The sequence below is a fragment of the Streptococcus sp. S784/96/1 genome, from assembly GCF_902729355.1.
GTDB lineage: Bacteria > Bacillota > Bacilli > Lactobacillales > Streptococcaceae > Streptococcus > Streptococcus caledonicus.
This window is the reverse complement of the sequence record NZ_CACVCC010000019.1, coordinates 1-26,432: the sequence shown is the minus strand read 5'-3', so window position 1 is coordinate 26,432 and position 26,432 is coordinate 1. Positions and strand designations below refer to the sequence as shown.

The window sequence follows — 26,432 nt, the reverse complement described above, 5'->3', positions numbered from 1 at the left end:
AACAAAAAACGTTTTATCTGACTATTCTACACCAACAGACGCTATAAAACGTCTAAAAGCAGTTTGACCCTCTGCTGTCATTTTGTAAACCCCTGCATCTTCTAGCACACGAGTAAAGGTTGCACCAACAGCATCTTGAACAACACCAGTCACTGTCTCAGCTTTCACTTCTGGATGAGTATCCTTGATTTGATTCGCCCAGTCCAAATGATAATCTGCGACATCATTTTCGTGACCGAGTAAGTATTTCTCTACTTCTTTCAATTCATCCTTTAAGCGTGGTGGCAAAATAGCCAAACCCATGACTTCAATGAGTCCAATATTTTCCTTTTTAATATGCTGAACGTCTTTGTGTGGATGATAAACCCCGTCTGGGTGTTCTGCCGAGGTGTGATTATCTCGCAGCACTAAATCCAACTCAAATTTGCCATCACGTTTTCGAGCAATCGGTGTTACCGTGTGATGAGGAACTTCATCTGTGTAAGCAATGATATCTGCCTCAGTATCAGAATAATCTCTCCAAGCTAGACGAATCCGTTCTGCCAACTCAACCAATCGTGTATTGTCAAACGATTTCAATCGAATCACTGACATAGGCCAGTTAACAATACCTGCTGCTACAGTTTCAAAACCTTTGAAGGTAAATCGCTCTGTTAGCTCTGCCATTTCCATAGGAAAGGTATGACATCCACCTTGATAGTGATTATGGGTCAAAATAGAGCCACCAACAATCGGCAAATCGGAGTTTGAACCCGCAAAATAACCTGGGAAAATGTCAACAATGTCCAATAGCTGTTCAAAAGTCTGACGGCTAATCACCATAGGGACATGCTCAGTATTCAAGAAAATACAGTGCTCGTTAAAATAAGCATAGGGTGAATATTGGAAACCCCAGTTCTCCTCACCCAGTTTCATACGAATAATCCTATGATTGGCACGATCCGGATGATTAATGCGGCCTTGATAACCTTCATTTTCCATGCACAGTTGACATTTCGGATATTCACTAGCTTTAACTAATTTAGCTGCCGCAATCGCTTTAGGATCCTTTTCAGGTTTAGACAAATTAATGGTAATCTGCATATCCCCGTATTTAGAAGGTGTTTTAAAAGCAATATTTTTGGCAATAGCATCAACTTTGATATAGTCATTTTTTTTACTTAGCTCATAAAAATCAGCGATAGCTTTTTCCGGACTTTTTTTATAGGTTTGCCAAAATCTTTGATTAAGCACACTTGGAATCGGCGTGATAAAACTCATCAATTCAGCACCCAAACAGTTTTTTTCCTCCTGTAAAGGACCACATTTCCCATTTTTCACAGCTATATCCACAAGGCGATTTTTTAGAGGAATTAAGGATGTCTCATCCGTTTCTTCATTAACCTGTTCCTCACCAACCAATGCCATAATCCGATTTTTAAGATAGATAGCATCTAACTCAGTATAATCACTATTAGCAATCACAGTTTCTACAAATTGATCTAGTACTGTCATAACGTTACTTTCTAGATAATACTCGGCTACCACCAGCTACTTCTGCGATGTAAAAAGCTGGCGCATATCCAATTTTTTCTTCATAAATCTTGCCAACAACCTCTGTGAAGCCGTCAACCTTATCTTTTTGGACAATAGCAATGGCACAGCCACCAAAACCAGCTCCTGTCATACGGGCTCCAAGTACTCCATCTTGTTCCCAAGCTGTATGTACAAGCGTATCAAGTTCGACACCAGTTACTTCGTAGTCATGTTCAAGAGAAACGTGCGACGCATTCACCAATCGCCCAAATTGTTCCAAGTCACCAGCTACCAAAGCAGCTTTGGCTTTCAAGGTCCGTTGGTTTTCAGATACTGCATGGCGGGAACGCTTGATCCTATTCCCATCTTTAATGAGATAAGCATATTGATCAAAAGTTGCTTCATCAAGCTCACCTAAGGTTTCGACAGATAGCAAAGCATTTAATTCGGTCACAGCGGCTTCACACTCACCACGACGCTCATTATACTTGGAATCAGCCAGTTCACGACGTTTATTGGTGTTCATAATAACAACAATGTAATCACCTAAATCAAGTGGTACAAGCTCGTATTCCAGAGTATTAGTGTCCAGATAAATGGCCTGTTTATCTGCTCCCATACCAATGGCAAACTGATCCATGATACCTGAATTCACACCGATAAAATGATTTTCTGTTTGCTTCCCAATTTTTACCAAATCAAGACGGTCAAGGGTCAACTCAAATAATTCTTCACAAATAACGCCAATCAGCAATTCTAACGAAGCAGATGACGATAGCCCTGAACCATTTGGAATGTTACCATAAACATAGACATCCATACCAGATTCAATCACATGCCCTGCTTCTTTTAAAAACTTAATGACACCTTTAGGATAATTAGTCCAACTGTCCTCTTTTTTAAAAACAAGGTCATCAAGACTGACCTCAATAATACCTAGATCCTCAAAATTCCCAGAATAAAAACGTAAGGTACGGTCATCACGTTTACGGGCAGAACCATAAGTCCCAAGCGTAATCGCCGCAGGAAACACATGACCACCATTATAATCGGTATGCTCCCCAATCAAATTGATACGACCAGGTGAAAAGAAAGTTGCATCAGGTGCAACACCAAAAGTGTCTAGAAAAGCTTGTTTTAATTGTTCAGTATCCATAAAATACTCCTTTGATATCGTTTTTAGTTATATTATAGAGTACATTAGTAAAAAAATCAATATTATCAGTAAAAATTTTATCTATTTTTACCCTTTTTTACTTTAGTAATTTTGTCACTTTTATTACACCATATAATAACATAAAATATTAAAGTCCTCACTACAATATCAGCCACCTATTTTAACATATAAAAGAGGCTTATGACCTGTTATGGACTAGCCTCATTTTTACTATTTATTTGCTCCCAACATCCCTGCAACAAATTGTTTTTGAAGGACAAAGAAGATAACTAGTGTTGGTACAGTAGCTACAAGCACAGCAGCCATAATCATACCAAAATCTGGAGAATAGCTTGATCCTAACTGCGAAATTAAAAGTGGTACAGTTTGTTTTTCAGTTGATTGTACTACAACCAGTGGCCAAAGGTAATTATTCCAACTGTTCATAAAGGTAATAATAGCTGCAGCTGCATATGTCGTCTTCATTGTCGGCATATAAATCTTAAAGAAAAGTCCTACCTCAGAGACACCATCGATACGCCCCGCTTCCAACAATTCCTTTGGAAACATTTTTGTATTCTGACGGAAATAAAAAATCAAAAAAGCAGTCGCAATATATGGTAAGAAAATAGAAGCGTAAGAATTGATTCCCACAAGAGAGCTTACCATAGACATTTTCCCAAACAAACGAAATAGCGGAATCATAATTGCCGCAAATGGTACCATCATGGATAAAAGAATAATATTAAACACAATGTCCTTGCCTTTACTGCGATAAACTTCAAATCCATATCCTGCGGAAGAACCTATTAAGAGAGCTAATGTTGTTTGAAAAAGGGCAACAACAGTTGAGTTTTTCAAAGCATTGCTCATATCTGTTTGACTAAAAATATTTTTCAAGTTCGTAAAAAGTTCACCACCTGGTAACATGCGTCCATTAGTAACATCAATGCTACTATTTGTTGCACTCACCACTAAAAAATAAAATGGAAATACAAAGACAATGGACATAAGTATCAAAAAAATATAAGTTGCTATTGTTTTTGGTTTATCTCTTTTCATCTTTTCCTCCCACTCGTGTTTGAATAATAGATAAAATCACTACCAGTAATACAATTGCATATGAGACAGCTGCCGCATAACCAAAATCTGGCGTGTATTTAAAACTCAAATTATAGATATATTGTGAAATAGTCGTTGTAGCATCCCCAGGACCACCTTGAGTGATGTTCATTGGTTCATCAAACAATTGCAATGTCCCAATGGTCGAAGTAATTGTTGTAAATAAAATCACAGGTTTTAAGAGAGGAATAGTGATATTAAAGAACTTATTAACTGCACTAGCACCATCAACATCAGCTGCTTCATAAATTTCGGGATCAATATTCTGCAATGCAGACAGGAAGAAAATCATATTATATCCTGTCCAGCGCCAAGTAATAGCAATAATAATAACAACTTTCGCCCAAAAAACATCATCCAGCCACATTATTGGTTCTTGTAAAATATGTAAAGTTGTTAAAATCTTATTCATGATACCATCATTTGAAAAAAGATATTTGAAGACAATAGAATAAGCAACCAGAGATGTTACTGAAGGTAGGAAGACAATCGTTCTAAAAAGTCCTTTCAACTTTAATGACTTGTTATTTAACAATACTGAGAAGAAAATGGCTAAGATTATCATAACTGGCACTTGGACAACCAGGAACAAAACAGTATTCTTTAATGCACTGATAAAAACTGGATCATTAAAGAGACGCTTGTAATTATCAAAACCAACAAAACTCAAATTATTTCCTTTGCCTGATGAGAGCGATAACTTGAAAGCTTCCAGCATTGGATAAAAATAGAACAGGATGATCAATATAGTCGGAATGATAACAAATAACCATCCCGCAAGCTTTGATCGTAAAAATGGATTCATTTTTTTCATTCTAAACTCCGACTTTCTGAATAAAATAACCAAATAATTTAGTTATCAAGCAAATGCCATGAACGTCCTAAATTATTTGGCTAACATGCGATTATTTCAACTGATTTTCAGCCTCTTTTTGTGCATCTTCAAGGACTTTATCGATATCCTCTCCACTCAAATATTTTTGCAATCCTTTGATAAGGATATCTTCAATAGCGTATGTGTTTTCACCATAGTTAACAGCTGGAATTTGTGTTGACCATTCCGCGAAGTCTTTATAGATTTTTTGTCCACCAAAATATTTTGCTTCTGTGTCATAAACACCTGCTTCAGTTGCTGGAATATAAGAACCAATAGCACCGATGTTTTCTACAAGTGTTTTGTAAAGGTCTGTACTAGTACCAAATGTTTCTTTTAAGAAATCAGCAGCTGCTTCTTTGCCATCAACATTAAGTACGTAAATTGACGCACCTCCAAGGTTAGAAGCGTTGACTGAACCTTCCATTTCTTGACGTGGGAATGGTACAACTGCCCATTTTCCTTCCTGATCTTCTTGTGCTGTGATAGATGGTGTAATCCAGTTACCTGTTGGCACTGACCAAACAACACCATTATTAAAGTCACTTAGCCATTGCCCCCAATCACTATTACTATCTGTAAGACCAGCATCATATATTTTTTTGAAATCTTCGAATGCTAATTTCAATGACGCATTGCCTGCAAGAGTTGGCGTTTTCCCATCTTTTCCTGTATACCAAGAACCTGTTGAATTAATCATCGAACGAATCAATCCGAGGTCATTAACGTCTGTAGAAAGTAATTTTTTACCTGTCTTTTCAAAAACTTTTTTACCAATTTCAGTATATTGTGCCCATGTTAGATTTTGCAAGTCTTCTAATTTGTAACCTGCTTTTTCAAGAATATCTGTTCGAACATAAAGACCTGTCACACTTGTATCAAACGGCACTGCATAGTTTGTACCATCAACTGAAGTTGCTTCAACTTTATAAGCCGAGAAATCATCTGCATTGATAACATCTGTCAATGGGAAAAAACTATCTGGATACGCTTCTAGGAAGCTCTTTGCACGATAGTCTTCAATGAGAACAATATTTGGCAAACCATTTGTCACACCTGAACTAAGGGCAGTATTAAGTTTTTGAACGATATCTGCTTGTGCATTTTCAACGATATCTAAATCAACTTTATCCCCTTCGGCTGCATCATGTACTTTTTCAGCCTCTTCAAAAGCACGGACATTATAATTTTTATCCCAAGCCCATACAGTAAGTTCAGTTTTTCCTGAATTGTCTGTCTTTGAAGCACCAGACTCTGATTTCGATCCACAAGCTGTTAACAACAAACTCGAAAACAAAGCGCCAACCAAAAGTGTTTTAACAGTACGTTTTTTCATTATGATTCTCCTTGAATCCTTTATTTTACATTGTCATTATAAAATGTAAGCGGTTAAAAGTCAAGTGTTTTTCAGTAATTTTTTACTATTTTTTTAGTTTATAAACTTCTGATGTTGTTAACCATTTCTAACCTAAAGTAGCAATTTATATTTAACTGTTCTTAATAAAGACCTCAGTATAGACATATCTCCTACTATTTTTGTAGAATTACTAGACTTTCTTAGAAAACACATCAATTAATTTAGTAAAAAACCAACCTAAGGCTGGTTTATATATTTTAAATCCCTCTAAGGGTAAATGTAATAGTCAATTCTCTCTCAGCATATAAATGATACTGCTCTTGTACCGGAGCCCCCCAAGAATCATCACCACCTACACCCATCTGTGCTGCTAAAATGCGAATCCAGGTCCAATGAGACTGAGAAAGATCTTCTTGATGACTTGCAGCATCTATCTCTTGAGCACTGTGTGGTAAAACGCTCATCTCAAATGGTTTATTAACAGCTTCAAACAATAAAGCATGGTCCTCATTATCAGAAACTTTCAACCACCGAACTCCTGTCCGGTTACCATTTTCTTGTGGTACCAAATACGGAGTCTCATTATTTTGGACTGTTGTTTCAAAAATCCCTAGGCGAACTCCTTCTTTCCGGTCGATATAATTTTCTTCCGGACCATTTCCATAATAAGTGATTTCCTGATAAGTTCTAGGTAATTTGAATTCCATCCCATAGGCAGGAATGGTTGGTAAATTAGCATATCCTGGATATGTTAGATCAATAGTTATATCACCTTGTCCATTAATGGTATACGATACTTTATGTGTATACTCCCCAGATATCGCTAATTGATGAGTAAAGGCAATTGTCACTCTATCACTTTCTTCTTCAATGGTCATGCCGATATGCTTCTGATAAAGTCCAGCTGTTAACCACATACCTCGATCAAAACCATGCTTCACACCACGATCATTATCTGTCAATGCACGCCAAAAAGTAGTCTTAGGAGTTCTTGTGATATATTCAATGCCATTTTTAACAAATGATACCAAACCACCCTCAGCTATTGAAATTAGAACACTAAAATCATTTCCATGGACACCGATGTTAACATCTCCTTTAACAACCCGTATAGGTAAGATATTTTTATTCCCTTGCTGTGTATTAGACATTTTTTCTATATACTGAGCAAAAGTAATTTCATCTCCAATTTTTCCCCAAATAGTGGCTACTTTTAGATGCTGGGTGACTTCGTAAGTATATTCTCCATCTGCTTTAACCTCAGGATAATCCAAATCAAATGTTATTTTCTCACCCGCAGGTACAATAAAATGATAATCTCGACTCCAGATAAACTCCCCATTTTTTCTAAGACTAGCTTTAAAATAGCTATCTCCAGTATCACTAAAAAGATTTTGATTATCAATTGTCACATTTTTAGGAGTTACGGATAATTTAACATTGGCATAGAGTTTTTTAACCTCTTGTGCTTTAGGAGTCGGCTTTCTGTCCGCGAAAACAATACCATTGCCGCAGAATTCATAATCTGTTGCACGATCTCCCCAGTCCCCACCGTAGGTCAAGACTTCCTGTCCAAATTCATTTTTCTGAAGAATTGATTGGTCAATATAATCCCAGATAAAACCACCCTGGTACTGTTCATATCGGTTCTCCAAATCTGTATAGAGACCCATTCCCCCCAGAGAATTACCCATCGCGTGCATATACTCACAGGAAATGTATGGTTTTTTAGGACATTTTTCTAAATACTCAATAATGTCTGCCGGTTTAGCATACATACGACTTTCCATGTCCGATATCTCATCGTAGTCACGATTCCAAAAGACTCCTTCATAATGAACAAGCCGATTTGGATCAACTCGATGGAAAAATTCCGTCATTGCTAAAATATCTTCACCAGCATAAGATTCATTTCCACATGACCAAATAAGAATTGCAGGATGATTTTTATCTCTTTGAAACATGCTGTTCGCACGATCCAATACATTTTCTTTCCATTCTGGTAGATTGCCAGGAACATTCCACGATGGATCTAAGTGCCCAAGCTTTTGCCAAGATCCGTGTGTTTCTAAATTAGTTTCATCAATCATATAAAGACCGTATTCATCACACAGCTCATACCACCGTGTTTGATTAGGATAATGAGACGTCCTAACAGCATTGATATTATGCTGTTTCATAAACTTAATATCCCATAACATCTCTTCCTCTGTAATTGCTCGGCCATAACGGTGGTGAAACTCATGACGATTCACTCCTTTAAAGATAATACGCTTACCATTAAGCAACATCAGACCGTTCTTTAATTCAAAACTTCTAAATCCAACCTTGTTAATAACTAGCTCAATTAACTGACCAGCTCTTTCTAGACGTAATTCTAATTGATATAAATTAGGTTTTTCAGCACTCCAGGCATGAACTCCTGGAAGAATAATCCCTTTTTCAATCTCCGCTATTTCCCCAGAGAAAACTACATCTCCTTTTGAATCCAGTAAACGGGCTGATCGCGATAAGGCCTGACAATCTCCTAAAATATCCACTTCAATCTTTAATAAACCATCCTTATAATGATTAATCAAATCTTGGTGAATAAAGAGATCACGAATATGTACTTCTGGAATCGCATAAAGGTAAACATCTCTAAAAATTCCTGAAAAACGCCAAAAATCCTGATCCTCAAGCCAGCTAGCACTTGAACGTTTATAAACTTCAACCGCTAATTTATTGTCACCCTCCACTAAAAACTCTGTTAATTCAAATTCTGTTGGGGTAAAACTATCTTCTCCATAGCCTATAAAATGGCCATTGAGCCAAACATAAAAAGCCGTTTCCACCCCTTGGAAAGAGATCATTATTTTTTTACCAACAAGAGCTTCATCAATTTCAAAATACTTAACATAAGAACCTACTGGATTATACTCTTTGGAAACTTGTGGTGGACGTAACTCCTCCATACCATCCCAAGGGTACTGAGTATTAACATATTGGCGTTTATCATATCCTTGATTTTGAATATGTCCAGGTACCTCAATCCAGTCAAAAGATGAGATATCATAATCTATCTTATAAAAATCCGCTTGGCGTTGACTTGGGTTCCTAGCATAGCTAAAACGCCATTTCCCATTCAGCGATTGCCTCAACTTCATCTTACCTATCTTTGCCTCTTCTTCACTGGTAAAGTAAGTATGATCCGAATGTGCTGAAATTTTATTGACTGCAAATATTTCTGGATTTTCTAGCCATTCTAAGCTAGGTTTATTAATTCTCATTGATAATATTCTCCTTAATCAATAGCTTTGAAATAATAAAGTTGTGTTGCCATGTCCTGTCTTACGATAGGATTATAAATTCCCATCTGCATCAATTCATCACCAGATAAAATACTACCATTCTTCATTGGTTGCGTTGCATAAATAGAGTCAAAGTAACCCACAGAATGGCCAAGTAATTGACCCGTTGGTAATTCCTCAAGTCGATAATCCCAATCAGGATTCAAACCAATCAACAAAGTCTTAGACAAATAAGGTTGTGCGTGAGCTAATACATGAGCCGTAAATAGCAATGCTTCTTTTTGATTTTCAGACACAAAAATCCAAGCTGTCTCATTACCAGCCTTAGGAGATTTAAGACGATAAAAATCTCCGTATTGAACTAGAGGACGAATTTTTTTATAACTAGCAATTTGCTCAATAACATCAACCTTATCTGAATCAGACATTTTTGTCAAATCAAGCTCATAACCCAATACACCACTCATTGCAACATGTGCACGTGCTTCAAGAGTTGTCACTCTCCCAGTTTGATGATTTGGTACCGCGGAAACATGTGATGTCATCATAGAAATTGGATAAGCTAAAGATGTTCCATATTGAATAGTTAAACGTGCCAAGGCATCTGTATTATCACTTGCCCAAGATTGTGGCATATAGTAAGCCCAACCCAAATCAAAACGTCCACCGCCTCCTGAGCAGCCTTCAAACAGGATATCTGGATAAGTTGATGTTATTTTTTCTAACAAAGCATATACTCCAAGGACATAACGATGACCAGCTTCTCCTTGACGATTTGGTATAAGAGCTAAAGAATGGATGTCTGATAGGTGTCGATTCATATCCCATTTAATATAGTCAATATATCCCTCATCTAGAAGTAGTTTAAGTTGAGTAAAAATGGCATCTTGAACATCTTTTCTTCCCATATCAAGAACAAATTGACTACGCGATGGCGATGGCTCTCTTCCTGGTATCTGCATGAGATAGTCTGGATGACTGCGATACAGATTAGAATCTTTAGAAATCATTTCTGGTTCAAACCAAAGTCCAAATTTAAGCCCCTGCTTATGGACATAGTCTGCAAAATGCTTCAAACCATTCGGAAACTTATCTTCCCATACCTGCCAATCTCCCAAAGAAGATTGATCGTCGTTTCGATGACCAAACCATCCGTCATCAAGAACAAACATCTCTATTCCCATTTTTTTAGCTTCATCAACGATTGGATGTAACTTTTCTTCGTTAAAATCAAAATACGTAGCTTCCCAATTATTTACCAGAATAGGACGTTCTTTATTTCTATGTTTACTTCTTACTACATTATCACGAATAATATGATGAAAATTCTGACTCATCCCATTTAATCCATTTTCAGAATATGTCATCAAAACCTCTGGTGCTTGAAAAGATTCACCAGCTCCCAAATGCCACTCGAATCCATAATCATTTATACCAGCCACTAAACGTACCTGACTAATATGATCCTTCTCTACCTCAAAAGAATGGTTACCAGAGTAAACTAGATGAAAACCATAGGAATCTCCTGTAAACTCATCCGTCTTTTTATCAGCCAAAACTAAAAATGGATTCATATGATGACTAGATGTTCCTCTTTTACTGCTGTAAGTTTTAATACCATAACCAATCGTTTCTCGCTCCATGTGACGTTCATTAGCATAAGCTCCAGGTAAAGAAATTACATCAAAGTCTTTTGCGACAAAGTCTATTTGCAATGATGCTACCTTTTCTACAATGAGGTTCTGATTACCACAGTTAATTAGACGACTAGAACGTGCAATGATATCTTGGTTTTTAAAAATCGTATAAAAAAGTTCTACTTCAAGATTTAATAAAGAATCTTCTAAAGTAATGATCAATGTCTCCGCTTCATCAACTGTCGCAAACGATGCAGGGAGACCTTCCAAAACTGGCTTACCAACTTCCATACGATGGCTCTTATAACGTAAATCTACCGAATAACTTCCGGTAACACCTTTTACCATTAGAGACGGTGTCCTATAATCTCCAGAATGTCCACCCGAAAACTCTTGGGGCAAGGTATCTTTCGAGTAACCACGCTCATTAATTGATGGTATATTGCCAGAAAATCCTCTATCAATTCTAGGATAAGTCATATGGTTATGATAGCGCTTAACTTTTTTTCCAAAATAAAGATGGCTTAACAAACCACCTTCTTCAATCATAAATAGATAAGATAGCCTTTCGTTAGATAGATGGAATGTTCTTGTTTCAGGAATAAAGGTAATTAAAGTCATCACAAACTCCTTTTTGTTTTTTCACTAATTATTTTACTGTTTTTTTACTTATATTTCAACATATTTTTTATCAATCGCACAACAAACCTATGTCAGAAAAGAGTTTTTAAAAGTAAAATTTTAGTTTATAGGATGAATGAAACTCAATTTTTATGATATACTATAAGCAATAGATTACATCAAGGAGAAAAACATGGCAACGATTAAAGACATCGCAGAACAAGTTAAAGTTTCAATAGCTACAGTCTCACGCGTGTTAAACAACGATGAATCCATGTCTGTTAGCGAAGATACCCGAAGAAGAATTTTTCAAACCGCTGATAAACTAGGATATACTCGATATAAAAAGAACTTAGTATCAAAAAATGAAAACAAGAAGGTCGCTATCATCCAATGGTACACTGAATCAGAAGAAATCAATGACCTTTATTACTATTCAATCCGCATAGGAATTGAACGTAGAGCAATTGAATTAAACTATGAAATTGTTCGCCTCTTCAACGATTCACCACTTGATTCTGCTAGAAATTGTGATGGAATTATCGCTATCGGAAAATATAGCAATGCTAAAATTAAAGAGTTAGAAGCAATTAATGATAATTTAATTTTTGTTGATAGCGATACCCTTACCCAAGGTCATACTTGTATCACTACAGATTTTACCAACTCCGTTGTCAATGTCCTAAATCATTTTATCAGTCGTGGACATAAACGCATCGGTATTCTTACTGGCGAAGAACGGACCGCTGACCATGAGTTTCCTTTGATTGATCCTCGATTTTCAACCTTTAAAAATTACCTCAGTCAGCATAAACTCTACAATCCTAATTATGTCTTTATTGGAAAATTCTCCACTGAAGACGGCTACCAAATGATGAAACAAGCCATTTTCCAACTAGGAGATGATTTGCCAGATGCTTTCTTCATTGCTAGCGATGCCTTAGCAATAGGAGCTCTACGAGCATTACAAGAAGCAGATATAAAAATCCCTGATCGTGTCAGTATCATTTCTTTCAATGATACTGTAGTAGCAAAACAAGTCTATCCTCCTTTGAGTAGTGTAACTGTCTTTACTGAAGAGATGGGAATATTGGCTATGAACACATTGGATCAGTATCTAGAAAACTCTTCACCAGATATTCCAATTATGATGACTACCGCAACTCTTCTCACCTTACGCTCCAGTAGTAAGTAGAGGTTTTTATGCAACACACCGGAGACCTTTATCTTCCAAATGCTCCTGAGATTCTAGCTCGGCAATTACAATGTCAAGAGCTCTTATATGATTTTAACCACATACGTCCCTCAGATGGAGAAACGCGAAGAAACTTACTTGAACAAATGTTTGCCAAAGTCGGTCAGAATGTTTACCGCGACCTCTCTTACCAATTTAATCTGCCAGTTACTATTGGTGAAACCTGTTGGCTAAGAGCTAATGTAACCGTACTTCCAGGAGTAACAATAGGTGATAATACCGTTATAGGTGCTAGAAGCCTTGTAACTAAGGATATTCCTAGTGAGGTACTAGCATACGGTCAACCTTGTCGTGTCATTAAAAAATTGCTTGATTAGCATACCTAAATAACCAAAAAACTGAACTAGCGATTTGAATCCTAGTTCAGTTTTCATATTTTTATCTAATCTTTACGCAGAAAGCATCCCAAGGAGCAAGACAATGATTATTAATAATAACCGCTTCATCTGTATTTGAAATAATAACTTCAGTATAATTAACATCAAAACTAAGTGACTGTTCCTTATCTGATAAGTTCACGACCACTAAATAAGATTCCTCATCAGTGTACCTTCTATAGGCAAAGACTTTATCCTCCGTTTCCAGTAATTCAAAATCGGCATCTATCAGCCAGCTTTTTTCTTTACGAAGATTAACTAATTTCTGATAAGTATAAAATATAGAATTAGGGTTATTTACTGCTTCTTCTACATTAATCAATGTGAAGTTTGGATTAACTGGTAACCAAGTTTCATCAGATGCTGAAAATCCTGCTTTCTTTTCAGTATTCCACTGCATAGGTGTACGAGCGTTATCTCGACCAATCATTCGAATATTATCCATAATACTATCTTCTGATTCACCTAGGCTCAGTGCTTCTTTTGCATAATTTAAAGATTCAATATCGTCTAAATCTTCAAAAGATTTGAAAGGGTAGTTAGTCATTCCAATTTCTTCTCCTTGATAAATGTATGGCGTACCACGCATCAAATGAAGTAAGATAGCAAGTGCCTTAGCAGATTTTTCCCTATATTCACCTGTATTACCCCAAATAGATAGAACCCGAGGTAAATCATGGTTATTCCAAAATAAAGAGTTCCATCCCTCGCCTAATTTCAATTCTGTCTGCCACTTATTAAAAATCATTTTTAACGCAGGAACATCTAATTCTTTGATGTATTCCCATTTCGGTCTATTTTCTTTATGTTGTAAACCAATATGTTCAAATTGGAAAACCATTGACAATTCTTTTTCATCCGGATTAGAATAACGTTTTGCAATTTCAGGTGTTGCTCCCCAAGTCTCACCCACAGTTAGCAAGTCCTTGCCAGCTAGTGTATACTGATGCATCTCTTTTAAATAATCATGAAGCTTAGGCCCATTTTCTTTAATAAGTTGATCAGGTAATTTCCCTAATAAATCGATGACGTCCATGCGGAAACCACCAATACCTTTGTCAACCCAAAAATTCATCATCTCATAAATCTTATGTCTGAGAACTTCATTTTCCCAATTCAAATCAGGCTGCTTTTTACTAAACAAATGAAGATAGTATTGTTGTGATGTTTCATCAAATTCCCAAGCAGAACCGGAAAAGGTAGAGACTAATTCATTAGGTTCGTTACGCCAAATATAAAAATCTCTCTTTTCACTATGAGGGTTATTTTTAGCTTCAACAAACCAAGCATGTTCATCCGAGGTATGATTGACAACCAAATCCATAATAATCTTAATGCCTCTTTGATGTGCCTGTTCAATTAGTTCTTCCATATCAGACATATCTCCAAAAATATCAGCAATAGCTTCATAATCGGATATATCATAACCATTATCATCCATAGGAGATTGGTAAACTGGTGATAACCAAATCGCTGTAATCCCTAACTTCTCCAGATAATCTAATTTACTAATGATACCCTGTAAATCACCAACACCATCTCCATTACTATCCATAAAAGATTTTGGATAAATTTGATAGATAGTTGCTGTGTGCCACCAATGTTTTTCCATGTTGACCTTCTTTCTCTATAAAAAGAGTTGACTTAATCAGCCAACTCTAAGGGAGCATTACTCAAATACAATTACTTAATCCTTTTCCGCCATAGCATGAGCTAAGTTCACTAAGTCTAAATTCACTGCTGAGTCATTAAACCGAGCAAAAACTTACTTACCCATTGACAGAAAAAGTATAAAAGATAAATATTTGGTAATTAGCCCCATAAAAATCTAATCATATTCTTTTATACTATCCTTGATATCTGAGCATATGATAAACATGATTTTATTTCTAATTTCTATAAAAATTTCTTTTCTATTTAACTGAACCACTTGTCATGCCAGAAATGATATTCTTTTGGAAGATTAGATAAACGATTAGAATTGGTATAATACCTACGACATACGAAGCAAAACTTGGTCCGTAGTCACTAAAATATTGCCCTTGGTAATTATATTGAAAAAGTGGCATTGTCCATGTACTTGAATCTCTGTTAAGTACAAGAAGAGGCATCAAGAAGTCATTCCAAACCCACAAAGCATTAATAATCAATACAGTGGCATGCATTGGTTTCATCAAAGGAAAGATAATTTTTCGATACATCATAAAGCGACCGGCACCATCAATAGCTGCTGCCTCATCCATTTCTGCTGGGACAATAGTTTTAATATATCCCACATATAGAAACAGGGTCTGAGGAATCGCATAAGTAAGATACAAAATAGTTAAACCAACCAGATTAGTCATTCCAAAATTACTCATCAATTTAGCCATTGGCAACATGATAACTTGAAAAGGAACAAACATCCCTATGATTAGCAAAGTATACATGATAGCAAATACTTTCTTACGATCCATATGGCGGGCAATGGCAAAAGCTGCCATCGGAATTACCAAGATAATTAATCCCACACTAACAACTGTTAAAAAGGCTGAATTAAGAAAATAATGAACAATGCCATCATTAAATAGACGTTCATAGTTAGACAAGGTCCACTCTGCAGGTAAACCAAAGAAATTCCCTGTAATCTCTTTAGTTGTCTTAAATGAACTAATAACCGTTACCGCTAATGGGATTAACATGAGAAAAATCCCGATGCTTAGCACAGTGTAGGCAACGATATTATTTTGTTTCTTAGATTTCATAATAGTTTACCTCACACTTCATATTTTTTAGAAAGAGTAATTTGTACCACTGAAATAATGGTAATAATTACAAACAGAACAACTGCTAAGGCATTGGCATAACCAAATTGGTTATTAGTAAATGCATTATCATAAACCAATAGACCCAAGGTCCTGGTCACCCCATCTGGACCACCTTTTGTCAATGAATAAACCAAGTCAAAGGCTGTAAGACCAGATTTCATAGCTAAAATAAAAACCATAGAAATAGAAGGAAGCAAGAATGGTAGTTCAATTTGGAAAAATTGTTGACGCTTATTGGCTCCATCAATGGCTGCCGCTTCCTTAATATCCTCAGGAATAGACTGCAAACCAGATAAGAGAATAACGACCGGCATTGCAAGACCTTGCCATAGGGCTACAAATAGAACAGACCAAAATACTGATTTTTCTTGAAAAAGAAGATTGGAACTTAACCATTTGATTCCAAATAACTCACCAATCTGAGGCAATCCATAGTTAAATAATTGACTAAAAATTAAACCAATCGTTACCGTTGATAGAACTGCTGGAAAGAAATACCAAGTTCTAAAGAATCCAACCGCACGAATTTTACGATTTAATAAAGTTGCTAGCCAAATACCAATTGTAATTTCCCCAACAACTAACCCTACTGTAAAAAGAAGAGTAAATCCTAAACTTTTATAGAAAGCCTGATCTTGAAAGATCTTGACATAGTTTTCAAAACCTATAATATTATAATGTCGAGTTAAACCAGTCCAGTCTGTCAATGAATAAATCAATCCATTTACAAGTGGGTAAAAGAAGAAAATTAACTGAAGAAGAACTGGTAGTGCTACAAAAAGATATGCCCAATATTTACTAATAAAACCTTGTTTTTTCATGCAAGTCTCCTTAATCACTAAGTCAAAGAGTCTGGTTAACTATCCAGACTCTTTACTTTCACTAAGATACTATGATGGTTTATTTCATTGTATCAAAGAATGTATTCAAATTACCCATGTAACCGTCTAAGTCTTTGTTCTTGATGTAAGATACATTTGCGTCCCAGAATTTTTCTTCAGAAGTCCATTCTGAATGTAACCAAATCGCTTGTTTATCTGTGAAGGCAAGTGAAGCTACGTCAGCCAATTCTTCAAATTTTCCATCTGTCTTAATACCCTTAACAGAAGTTGGTGAGCCGTCAACATCATAGTATTTCTGCATTGCTCCTTTTGAGCTTAAATATTCAACAAAGTCTTTTGCACCATCTACATTCTTAGAATCCGCAGAAACTGAAACAGCCATATCTGCTGCACCAACTGTCATTGCCGGAGCACCAGCTGTCAAGCCTGGCATCGCAAAGAAGCCAACTTCAAAATCAGGTTGTTGCTGATTGATAACTGTCAATGCCCATGATCCGTTAGCCATCATCAAAGCTTTACCTTCTGCAAAGACCGCTACTGTATCTGCATAAAGAGCTCCATCAGAGTTAGATTGACCATTGCCAGCAAGTAAATCCAAATATGCCGCTACGTTTTTAGTTACTTCGTCGGATTTAATACCACCTTTATCACTAAAACGAAGAACATCGTTTGCCTTATCAGCACCACCAGCACTTTGAATCCATGCTAATTGTGCAAAGCCATTCACAGTCCAAGCATCTCCTAGTGCTTCTGCAAATGGTGTTTGACCATCTTCCTTAATTTTCTTAACAATATTTTGGAATTCAGCTAATGATTTTGGAACTTCAATACCTAATTTTTCAAAAGCTGTTTTATTATAGTAAACACCGGACACATTTGTGGTTAAAGGAACATTATAAATTTTATCATCTACTGCATATGCTTCTGCTGCACCTTCATTCAAGTTACCAAGAATATTTTTTTCTTTTGTTAAATCAACGAATTGACCATCCTTAGCCCATCCTTTAAAGTCAGCATTTTGAGGATAAATATTCACAACATCCGGTGTTTCTCCATTTGCAATACGTGTTTTTAAAACAGTTCCTGCATCTGGTACACTTGTTAATTTTACTTTAATATCGTCTTGTGATTTATTATAATCATCTACAATTTCTTGTAAAGTGGCTTGCATCTCAGGTTTTTGTGAGAAAAATTCAATTTCTTTAGTATCACTACCTGAACCACCGTTACCACAAGCTACTAGGAAACTTGCAAAGCTACAAACCGCAGCACATTTTAAAACTGTTTTGAATTTCATAAAATTCTCCTTATTTTTTATTGAAAATATATTGTAAACTAAAATAATCTTTTTGAACATAGGGAATTGTTAACCCAATATTCATTAATTCATCTCCACCAAAACTAGCAGATAATTTCTCACAGTAATAGGTAGCTTCTGGATCTAAACCTTCTAATCGAACTCTAATAAAGGGAGCTTCTGGCTGTGATAAAATTTTGACAAAGGTAAATACAACTTGACTCTTATCTTTTGATATCAAATTGTAAGCATAGGTATTATCAGTTTTTTGTAAACGATAATAATCACCAAATTGAACAGTTTGACGAATTGATTTATAGGTTTCTACTTGTTCCGCAATCTCTTCTAATTCACTTGACTCTAATTGTGTCAAATCAAGTTCATAACCCAAATTTCCTAGCATAGCAACATTTCCACGAGTTTCTAGTGGTGTGATACGTCCAACTTGATGGTTAGGAACAGCTGATACATGAGAACCCATGCTGATTGTTGGATAAATCAGACTAGTCCCTTCTTGAATTGATAATCGACCAATCGCATCTGTATTATCACTAGCCCAAGCCTGAGGCATATAGTAAATCATACCTAAGTCATTACGACCTCCGCCTCCCGAACAACTTTCAAATAAAACATTTGGAAAACGTTGATTTAGCGTCTCTAAAATACGATACAGACCTAATATATAACGATGGTAAAATTCATGTTTCTCATGATTAGCTTGATTCTCAGGAATATTCGTTATATTTCTATTCATATCCCACTTAACATAACCAATATTTGCTGAATTCAAAACGTTTGAGACACTTTCAATAATATAGTCGCACACCTCATCCTGAGATAAGTCAAGCACTAATTGCTCACGACTATAGGTGTGACCTCTTCCAGTAATTTGGATAGCCCAGTTAGGATGTTCTCTATACAAATCACTATCTTCTGAAACCATCTCTGGTTCAAACCATAGACCAAAGGTCATTCCTAAATCATTAACCTTCTCAGCTAATCCTTTAAGACCATTCGGGAGCTTCTCTTTATTTTCTACCCAATCACCTAGCGAACATGTATCAGAGTTTCGTTTACCAAACCAACCATCGTCAAGAACAAATAACTCAATACCTAACTTGGCAGCTTCAGAAGCTAGAGAGACTAACTTATCTTCTGTAAAATCAAAATAAGTTCCTTCCCAGTTATTAATTAAGATTGGACGCTCTTTGTTAGCAAATTTTCCTCTAGTCAAATGGTGACGAATAAATTCATGACTATCTCTAGTCATTCCTGTAAATCCCTTATCTGTATAGGATAATATTGCCTCCGGTGCTTGGAATTCTTGCCCTGGTTCTAAAACCCATCTAAATTTCTCATCATTTAGCCCCATACCAAAACGTGTTGTATGAATTGCTGTCGTTTCAACAAAAGCTGTAAAATTTCCACTATAAACGAGATGAGCCGAATAAATGTCACCACTACGCTCTGTTGCTTCAGGACTAGCAAGAGCAATAAACGGAGTGCGAGAGTGACTTGAGGCTCCACGAATACTACCAATACTGTATTTCCCTTGAGTTAACGGAGTCTTCGTCCATTCTTTTTCATAACCATATCTACCAGTTAAAGTATGAATATCAAAATTCTTATGAGGCAAATCTAAAGTGAAACTGAGTAATTTTTCAAGATGAATGACTGTTTTTCCAGCTATAACCTTAGATGACCGCGTAATAATATTACACTCTTCAAAGACGCTGTAAGATAAAACCACTGTAACATCTGACAGAAAATCATATAACTCAATTTCAAGTGTTTCAACCTTACCCTCATTACCAAAACTGTTAGGTAATCCTTTTAAATCAGACTTTCCTTTATAGATACGGTGGCTGCGATATTTTAAATCCAAAGCTGTACCGTACTCATTCGAAACTTCAATTGCTGAGGTTCTAAAGTCTCCTAAACCATTACTACTAAACTCTAATGGTAACGTATCCAAGGAGAATGTTCTATCCTTACTTGTTGGATTTGGCGAAAAAGCTCTATCCTGATATGTTATTTTGTTACTATCACTAAAGCAATTAATTTTTTTACCAAAATAACGATTGACAAGAAGATTGTTATCTAAAACTTGCATAATATACGAACTTTCTCGTGTTTTCAGATGAAAAATTTGCTTATCTTCCTTATATTCAATCATACTTCCTCTCCTTTTATGGTTACATTATAAACCATGAAAACGTTTTAATAAATGGAATTATGTTTTAATTATATGGTAAAATGTTAGGTGGAGGTATTTTATGATTTTTTCTGAATTTCACAACGATACTATTGATCTCACTATTGATTTTTACGGTTTTGAACAATGTACACCTAAATATGGATTTGGACCTGCTATCCGAGAAAACTATGTTTTGCATTATATCGAAAGTGGAAAAGGGACATTCTATTACAATGGAAATAAAACCTCTTTAGAAGCAGGAGATTTATTTCTACTAAAACCCAATAAACTGACCTACTATGAAGCAGATGAAGTGGATCCTTGGAGTTATTACTGGATAGGTATTAGCGGAAGTAAATCTAGGGATTACTTTAGTCTATCTAAGATTCATAGGGATTCTGTTTTAAAAGTACCTAATAAATCAGAAACACATACAGTTTATCTACTAGTGAAATCTATTATTGAGCAAAATGAGAAGCTTAAACACTCTGCTCCCAGTCAACTTCATCTTCTAGGAGGAATCTATGAACTCCTCTTCAATCTTGCAACTATAGCACCTGAAACACGGCATAAAGAAGTACATCCTTCCGAACAACTCTGTATCAATTGTCGTCACATTATCGAAACATCTTATACTTCTACTACTCTTACAATTCAAACAATTGCTGATACACTAAATGTTAATCGAAGCTATCTAACAACTATCTTTTGTGACTACTTCAATACATCACCCAAAGAATACCTTAATCAAGTTCGGATGAAGCGAGCTAAATATCTCCTTGAAAATACACACGAACCAATTAAATTTATCGCCTTTTCCGTAGGATTTTCCGATCCTCTCTATTTTTCAAAAGTGTTCAAGAATTACTTTAAAGCCACTCCTAGCTCTTTTAGAACTAAATTAGAAAAGGAATACTAATTTGAATATTCCCAGTACCGTTATCAGGACTGCTCCCTGTCATGTTGACAATGAAATAATAATTGTTTAAACAACGGCCTTGTTTGAAATATAGCTCATAAATCTTTAGTTTATCTTTGTAACGTAATTTCATAAGAAAAGCACTCTAAAAGTTAGATTTTTTGTCTAACTTTTAGGGTGCCGTTCCTAGTGAATTTTTGTTATTCACTATAAGGGGGCTATCACTTTTCCCAATGTCATTAAGTTAACTAACCTATCACATTTTGTGGTGGGTTAGTTTTTATGTTACACTAAAAATAAAAGGGGAAAAGTCATGCTAGATCAGATTAAAGCTCATTTACTTGATAGTATTAACGACATCATTTCTAGTGCCAATCAGTTTGTGCTTCATCCTGAAAAAGATTTTAGTCGGAAAAGTCAGCTAACGATGAAAACCATGATTTAAGCTATACTGACCATGGGTGGTAATACCTTAGCCAAAGAGCTACTTGATTTAGATTTGCCTGTCTCTCAATCTGCCTTTGTTCAACGACGGTATCAGATTAAACACCAAGCTTTTAAAACACTTTTTAGGGATATTACTTCTAAAATTCCAATCTCTGATAATCTCCCTATCCTGGCTGTTGATGGCAGTGATGTGATTCTACCAAGAAATCGTTTTGATAAAACGACCTCTTTTCAAACTGGACCACATCACACTCCCTATAATCTCATTCATATCAATGCTCTCTACAATCTTGAACAAGAGATGTATCATGATTTACGGATCCAAGATAATCGAGAGGTTGATGAACGTGCGGCTTTTATTGATATGATGGAGAGTTGTCCCTTTTGAACAGGCTCTGGTGATAATGGATAGGGGGTATGAATCCTACAATGTCATGGCTCACTGTCAAGAAAGAAATTGGTCCTATATTATTCGTATTCGTGACGGGAATCATTCTATGAAGTCAGGTTTTAACCTCCCTGACACCCCTTGTTTTGATGAAAAATTTGACCTAAACACCTGCCGAAAACAGACCAATGAGATGAAACAACAGTATCAAAATTTTCCTAATATTTACCTAATCACACATCCTTTGACTTTCTACCAAGCTCTAGCCGAAAAAGCGACCCACTCCAGTTTTACGAACTTCATTTTCGAATGGTGAGTCTCGAAATCAAGCCAGGTTTCTTTGAAACTTTGGTGACAAATACGAATTATTCTCCAGAAAAATTAAAAGATCTCTATGCCTACAGATAGGGCATAGAGACCAGTTTTCGTGACCTAAAATATAGTATTGGTCTGACTCATTTTCATGCGAAAAAGAAGGAAGGGATTCTCCAAGAAATCTACGCTCGCTTTATCAATTTTAATGTTTGTAAATGGCTAACCTCACACGTTGCTATTAAAACATCAAAGTTAAAACAGGCTTATAAAATTTGTTTTTCAGACGCTGTTTATGCCTGTCAAAAATTTCTTAGAGACAAACTCACTTCCTTCCAATTAGAAACCTACATTGCCAAGCACCTATCTATTATTCGACCCAATCGAACATTCCGAAGAAAAATACGAAGCCAGCTACCTGTAAGCTTCACTTAGAGAGTAACATAATAGCTGAAAAATTGGGTTAAAAAACATCCTTTTTGTGCTCCCTAAATACAAAAACTATTCCCGTTTGGTCATCAATTGCTCGGACGGGAATAGTTCCTTGAATTGTTTAAATGCTTAACTTAATCATATTGATCACTTTTCCCAGCCTATTTTTTCTAAAATTCTTAATAAATTATTCTCTTGTTACTTACCAACCTTCTCATAAGCAAAAACTATTTCATAGGTTTTTTCTTCACCTAGTTTTAGGAAGACCTGATTAAAGTTTTCATGATTGACAGCATCTGATAAATCTTGAGGCTCTATCGCAACACCTTCCTGTGCCTTGCCTACTAGCCCATTATCACGCGCAAAATAGACACCATCTTCAAGTGAGTTCATCGTATAAATAACAACTCCTTGCCGCTCTGAGAAGATTCTAAGTTGGTTTCCACTTTCTTCGTCAGTCAAAATTACAATTAGCTCGCCAGCTTTGCTATTAACCACCCAAGTACCATCGAAACCATCGTTTTGGGAAATAGCAGAGCTCAAATTTTGTCCTCCTCTAAAATCATAAGGAGTATTCGTCACATCTAAGAAATTTCCTGAAGGAATTAATTCACGATTTACTTCCAAAACATGATACGCTTGAACTTTCAAAATATGGCTATGAAGATCCTGATACTGACTCAGATTAAAGTATGGGTGAGTCGTTGGATTAAAAAGCGTAGTTTCAGTAGCATTTTTTCCCGTAAACGTCATCGTTAAGCTGTTATCATCACTTAAAGCAAAAGTAGCTACAACATCCATATCTCCAGGGAAGCCATCAAGCGCCTGCTTAGCTTTATAGCTAAATTTAACTGCTACAAAATCATCGCCTTCTACCAATTCATAATCCCCAACTTGGCCGTGAAAGCCATTAGGACCACCATGAAGAGTATTAGCATTATTATTAATAGGCAATTGATAGACTTTTCCACCAATAGTCGCTTGACCTTTCGCAATACGACCTGCTGTACGTCCAATCATCTGAGCAGCATATAGGGTATTTTTCCCATAATCACTAGGTTTATCAAACCCTAACAAGAGATTTTTATGCTTGCCATCACCTGTTGGCACTAAAAATTCCTACCAAGTTGCTTCTAACATCAAAAAACTTGCAACAACTTGATTTTTATTGACCAAACGAATTTGAACAACCTCTTTACCATCAATAACCTCTAAACCCTTTGTTTCAAATGTCATAAAATAGCTCCTTAAATTTTTATAAGTATATTTTACAACTTGATATACTATCTGTTAATAGCAAAAAGAAAAGAACCCTAGGGTTCTTTTCATACTAATTATTTAGCGATTTTTGCGAAGTACTCAAGAGTACGTACAAGTTGTGCAGTGTATGACATTTCGTTGTCGTACCATGAAACAACTTTAACCAATTGCTCACCGTCAGCTTCCATAACTTTAGTTTGAGTTCCGTCGAACAATGAACCAAATGAAATACCTACGATATCTGAAGAAACGATTGGGTCTTCAGTGTAACCAAATGAGTCATTTGAAGCAGCTTTCATAGCAGCGTTTACTTCATCAGCAGTAACTTTTTTATCAAGAGTTACAACCAATTCAGTTACAGAACCTGTTGGAACTGGAACACGTTGTGCAGCACCGTCAAGTTTACCGTTAAGTTCTGGAATAACAAGACCAATAGCTTTTGCAGCACCTGTTGAGTTAGGTACAATGTTAGCAGCACCAGCACGAGCACGACGAAGGTCACCACCACGGTGTGGACCGTCAAGAATCATTTGGTCACCAGTGTAAGCGTGGATAGTTGTCATAAGACCTTTTTGGATACCAAATGCATCGTGAAGAGCTTTGGCCATTGGTGCAAGACAGTTTGTAGTACATGAAGCACCTGAGATAACTGTTTCAGTACCGTCAAGAATGTCGTGGTTAGTGTTGAATACAACAGTTTTAACGTCGTTTCCACCAGGAGCAGTGATAACAACTTTTTTAGCACCATTTTCATGGATGTGTTGCTCAGCTTTTTCTTTAGAAGCAAAGAAACCAGTAGCTTCAAGAACGATTTCTACACCGTCAGCAGCCCAGTCAATGTTAGCTGGTTCGCGTTCTGCAGAAACTTTAATGAATTTACCGTTAACTTCAAATCCACCGTCTTTAACTTCAACTGTACCGTCGAAACGACCTTGAGTTGTATCGTATTTCAACAAGTGAGCAAGCATGTTTGGATCTGTAAGGTCATTGATACGAGTAACTTCAACACCTTCAACGTTTTGAATACGACGGAAAGCAAGACGACCGATACGTCCGAAACCGTTAATACCAACTTTAACTACCATGTGTGATTTCCTCCTTATGAAAATCAAGTAAATATTTTTATTAAGGGCTACCCCTTTAACAATTGTGAAAAGATTAACTTGTAAAAGTACAAGTAACTTTCAACATTTCTATTATATAACTTATAGCAAGAAAATGCAAATTCTTAAACCGCTTTCTTATGCATTTTTTGTTATAATTTTCACAACTTTATTAAAAGTATTTTTTCTAAAGCAGTAACGTCCTAACTTTAAAATGTAATAAATCAGAAAAAGACAGATGTGTGTGTTCAGAAAATCTGATATAACTAAATTTTCTACGAGAATGAACCATTCCACCTCCCTACACTAAGAAAGGCTTTAGCAATGGCCATATTACTGTTGGCATTCATAGTATCCTCAAGAAAAAGTACCAAGCAATCATACCTTGATATATGGTGAGCATTGCATAATCAAATTATCAACTATATTAGCTAAGAAATCGCCACTATAATTGACAAATGGTAGAAAAAGAGCCTCTTTTTAATCCTTCCCTATCTCATCCTTCCAGAAATCAGAAGTCAACTCAGAATTGGAAGTTGTAATGGCATCTAATTGCTCAAAAAACTGTTTTGAACCTATACCCATAGTCAATTCCTTTCTCGCAACATAGTTCGTACTGTTGTATCATAATATTCTAGCAATGTAAACTAGTACATTTAGCAAATTAGTAGCTCCTAGCAACTTATGCCAACCTAAGGCGAACACAGTTGGTGAGTCTGAAGCCTTAGTATCCGAAAATTTTCCGTTTCAAAGATAATAGTTATAAATATAGTCTGCCACCATACCCATTTTTTCTTTCCGATAGTGTATTCTATCATCTCCTCAAACTAATGGTATTACCACGCGCTTTCCTCATTTTCTATCGGTGCCGCTGTATTTTAATCGCTGATAGCCGGCGTACAAACCACCTGTTTTCATGGGTAGTTTTGACTTATCATGCACCTAAAAATCAGAAGTTCACTCAAATATGAACTTCTGATTTTTCTATTTTTTAGAACTTTTTCAGTTTCTTTTAAACTAGAAATAATTAGCCGATACATATCTAATTATTTAATTAAAATCAAACTTAAAAAAGTGGGGGATGAAAATGAAAAGACCCCCTTATAATGGACAGTATAAAAAGTACTATACTGTTCTTATAAGGAGGTTCTTTTCTCATGGCTAAAAAAGGAAGTAAATTTACAAAGTATCCACCTGAATTCAAAATACAAGTAGTCGAGGACT

Annotated in this window: 17 protein-coding genes and 1 pseudogene; 4 read left to right on the top strand and 14 right to left on the bottom strand. The window is 36.0% G+C overall.

Annotated elements, in window-relative coordinates; genetic code table 11:
• Positions 1 to 21 precede the first annotated feature (21 nt).
• From galT to GZ996_RS07475, 7 genes are all read right to left on the bottom strand, one after another.
• On the bottom strand, positions 22 to 1,494 hold the full coding sequence (galT, locus tag GZ996_RS07505) for a UDP-glucose--hexose-1-phosphate uridylyltransferase (RefSeq protein WP_162011731.1): 1,473 nt from the start codon (positions 1,492 to 1,494) through the stop codon (positions 22 to 24).
• A 4-nt stretch (positions 1,495 to 1,498) separates the two neighbouring features.
• Positions 1,499 to 2,671 carry a galactokinase gene (locus GZ996_RS07500; RefSeq protein WP_156806415.1) on the bottom strand — a complete coding sequence of 391 codons (1,173 nt, stop codon included), beginning with the start codon at positions 2,669 to 2,671 and terminating at the stop codon, positions 1,499 to 1,501.
• 231 nt (positions 2,672 to 2,902) lie between these two features.
• Complete coding sequence (locus GZ996_RS07495; RefSeq protein ID WP_156806416.1) at positions 2,903 to 3,733, bottom strand: carbohydrate ABC transporter permease; 831 nt, start codon at positions 3,731 to 3,733, stop codon at positions 2,903 to 2,905.
• On the bottom strand, positions 3,720 to 4,607 hold the full coding sequence (locus tag GZ996_RS07490; RefSeq protein ID WP_161979946.1) for a carbohydrate ABC transporter permease: 888 nt from the start codon (positions 4,605 to 4,607) through the stop codon (positions 3,720 to 3,722). Before GZ996_RS07490 ends, GZ996_RS07495 begins: the two co-directional genes overlap by 14 nt.
• A gap of 91 nt (positions 4,608 to 4,698) precedes the next feature.
• Entirely contained in the window at positions 4,699 to 6,003 is a 1,305-nt protein-coding gene (locus GZ996_RS07485; protein WP_161979945.1) for an ABC transporter substrate-binding protein, read from the bottom strand.
• Between the two features lie 278 nt (positions 6,004 to 6,281).
• Positions 6,282 to 9,293 carry a glycoside hydrolase family 2 TIM barrel-domain containing protein gene (locus GZ996_RS07480; protein WP_162011730.1) on the bottom strand — a complete coding sequence of 1,004 codons (3,012 nt, stop codon included), beginning with the start codon at positions 9,291 to 9,293 and terminating at the stop codon, positions 6,282 to 6,284.
• A 14-nt stretch (positions 9,294 to 9,307) separates the two neighbouring features.
• Complete coding sequence (locus GZ996_RS07475) at positions 9,308 to 11,575, bottom strand: alpha-galactosidase (RefSeq protein WP_156806420.1); 2,268 nt, start codon at positions 11,573 to 11,575, stop codon at positions 9,308 to 9,310.
• A gap of 190 nt (positions 11,576 to 11,765) precedes the next feature.
• Between GZ996_RS07475 and GZ996_RS07470 the strand changes: the two genes are divergently transcribed.
• Complete coding sequence (locus GZ996_RS07470) at positions 11,766 to 12,767, top strand: LacI family DNA-binding transcriptional regulator (protein WP_156806421.1); 1,002 nt, start codon at positions 11,766 to 11,768, stop codon at positions 12,765 to 12,767.
• Between the two features lie 8 nt (positions 12,768 to 12,775).
• Positions 12,776 to 13,144: a maltose acetyltransferase domain-containing protein gene (locus tag GZ996_RS07465; protein ID WP_162011729.1), complete on the top strand. Its 369-nt coding sequence runs from the start codon at positions 12,776 to 12,778 to the stop codon at positions 13,142 to 13,144.
• 61 nt (positions 13,145 to 13,205) lie between these two features.
• Here the strand turns inward: GZ996_RS07465 and GZ996_RS07460 are convergent, their stop codons facing one another.
• From GZ996_RS07460 to GZ996_RS07440, 5 genes are all read right to left on the bottom strand, one after another.
• Positions 13,206 to 14,816: a glycoside hydrolase family 13 protein gene (locus tag GZ996_RS07460; protein WP_161979689.1), complete on the bottom strand. Its 1,611-nt coding sequence runs from the start codon at positions 14,814 to 14,816 to the stop codon at positions 13,206 to 13,208.
• A gap of 301 nt (positions 14,817 to 15,117) precedes the next feature.
• Positions 15,118 to 15,948 carry a carbohydrate ABC transporter permease gene (locus GZ996_RS07455; protein WP_161979690.1) on the bottom strand — a complete coding sequence of 277 codons (831 nt, stop codon included), beginning with the start codon at positions 15,946 to 15,948 and terminating at the stop codon, positions 15,118 to 15,120.
• Positions 15,949 to 15,959: 11 nt separating this feature from the next.
• Positions 15,960 to 16,832, bottom strand: coding sequence for a carbohydrate ABC transporter permease (locus GZ996_RS07450; RefSeq protein ID WP_161979939.1), 873 nt, complete (start codon positions 16,830 to 16,832; stop codon positions 15,960 to 15,962).
• A gap of 79 nt (positions 16,833 to 16,911) precedes the next feature.
• Positions 16,912 to 18,150 carry an extracellular solute-binding protein gene (locus GZ996_RS07445; RefSeq protein ID WP_162011728.1) on the bottom strand — a complete coding sequence of 413 codons (1,239 nt, stop codon included), beginning with the start codon at positions 18,148 to 18,150 and terminating at the stop codon, positions 16,912 to 16,914.
• A 10-nt stretch (positions 18,151 to 18,160) separates the two neighbouring features.
• Positions 18,161 to 20,326 (bottom strand): alpha-galactosidase, encoded by a 2,166-nt coding sequence (locus tag GZ996_RS07440; RefSeq protein ID WP_162011727.1) that lies wholly within the window; start codon positions 20,324 to 20,326, stop codon positions 18,161 to 18,163.
• A gap of 100 nt (positions 20,327 to 20,426) precedes the next feature.
• On the opposite strand from GZ996_RS07440, the gene GZ996_RS07435 reads away from it, so the two are divergent.
• Positions 20,427 to 21,266: an AraC family transcriptional regulator gene (locus GZ996_RS07435; protein ID WP_162011726.1), complete on the top strand. Its 840-nt coding sequence runs from the start codon at positions 20,427 to 20,429 to the stop codon at positions 21,264 to 21,266.
• A gap of 313 nt (positions 21,267 to 21,579) precedes the next feature.
• Positions 21,580 to 22,848, top strand: a pseudogene (locus GZ996_RS07430) (IS4 family transposase).
• A 195-nt stretch (positions 22,849 to 23,043) separates the two neighbouring features.
• Here GZ996_RS07430 and GZ996_RS07425 read toward each other — a convergent pair.
• The gene (locus GZ996_RS07425; protein WP_238386416.1) at positions 23,044 to 23,955 is read right to left on the bottom strand and encodes an aldose epimerase family protein; all 912 of its coding nucleotides are present in this window, start codon (positions 23,953 to 23,955) and stop codon (positions 23,044 to 23,046) included.
• 224 nt (positions 23,956 to 24,179) lie between these two features.
• Positions 24,180 to 25,190, bottom strand: coding sequence for a type I glyceraldehyde-3-phosphate dehydrogenase (gap, locus tag GZ996_RS07420; protein WP_162011725.1), 1,011 nt, complete (start codon positions 25,188 to 25,190; stop codon positions 24,180 to 24,182).
• Positions 25,191 to 26,432: the final 1,242 nt, after the last annotated feature.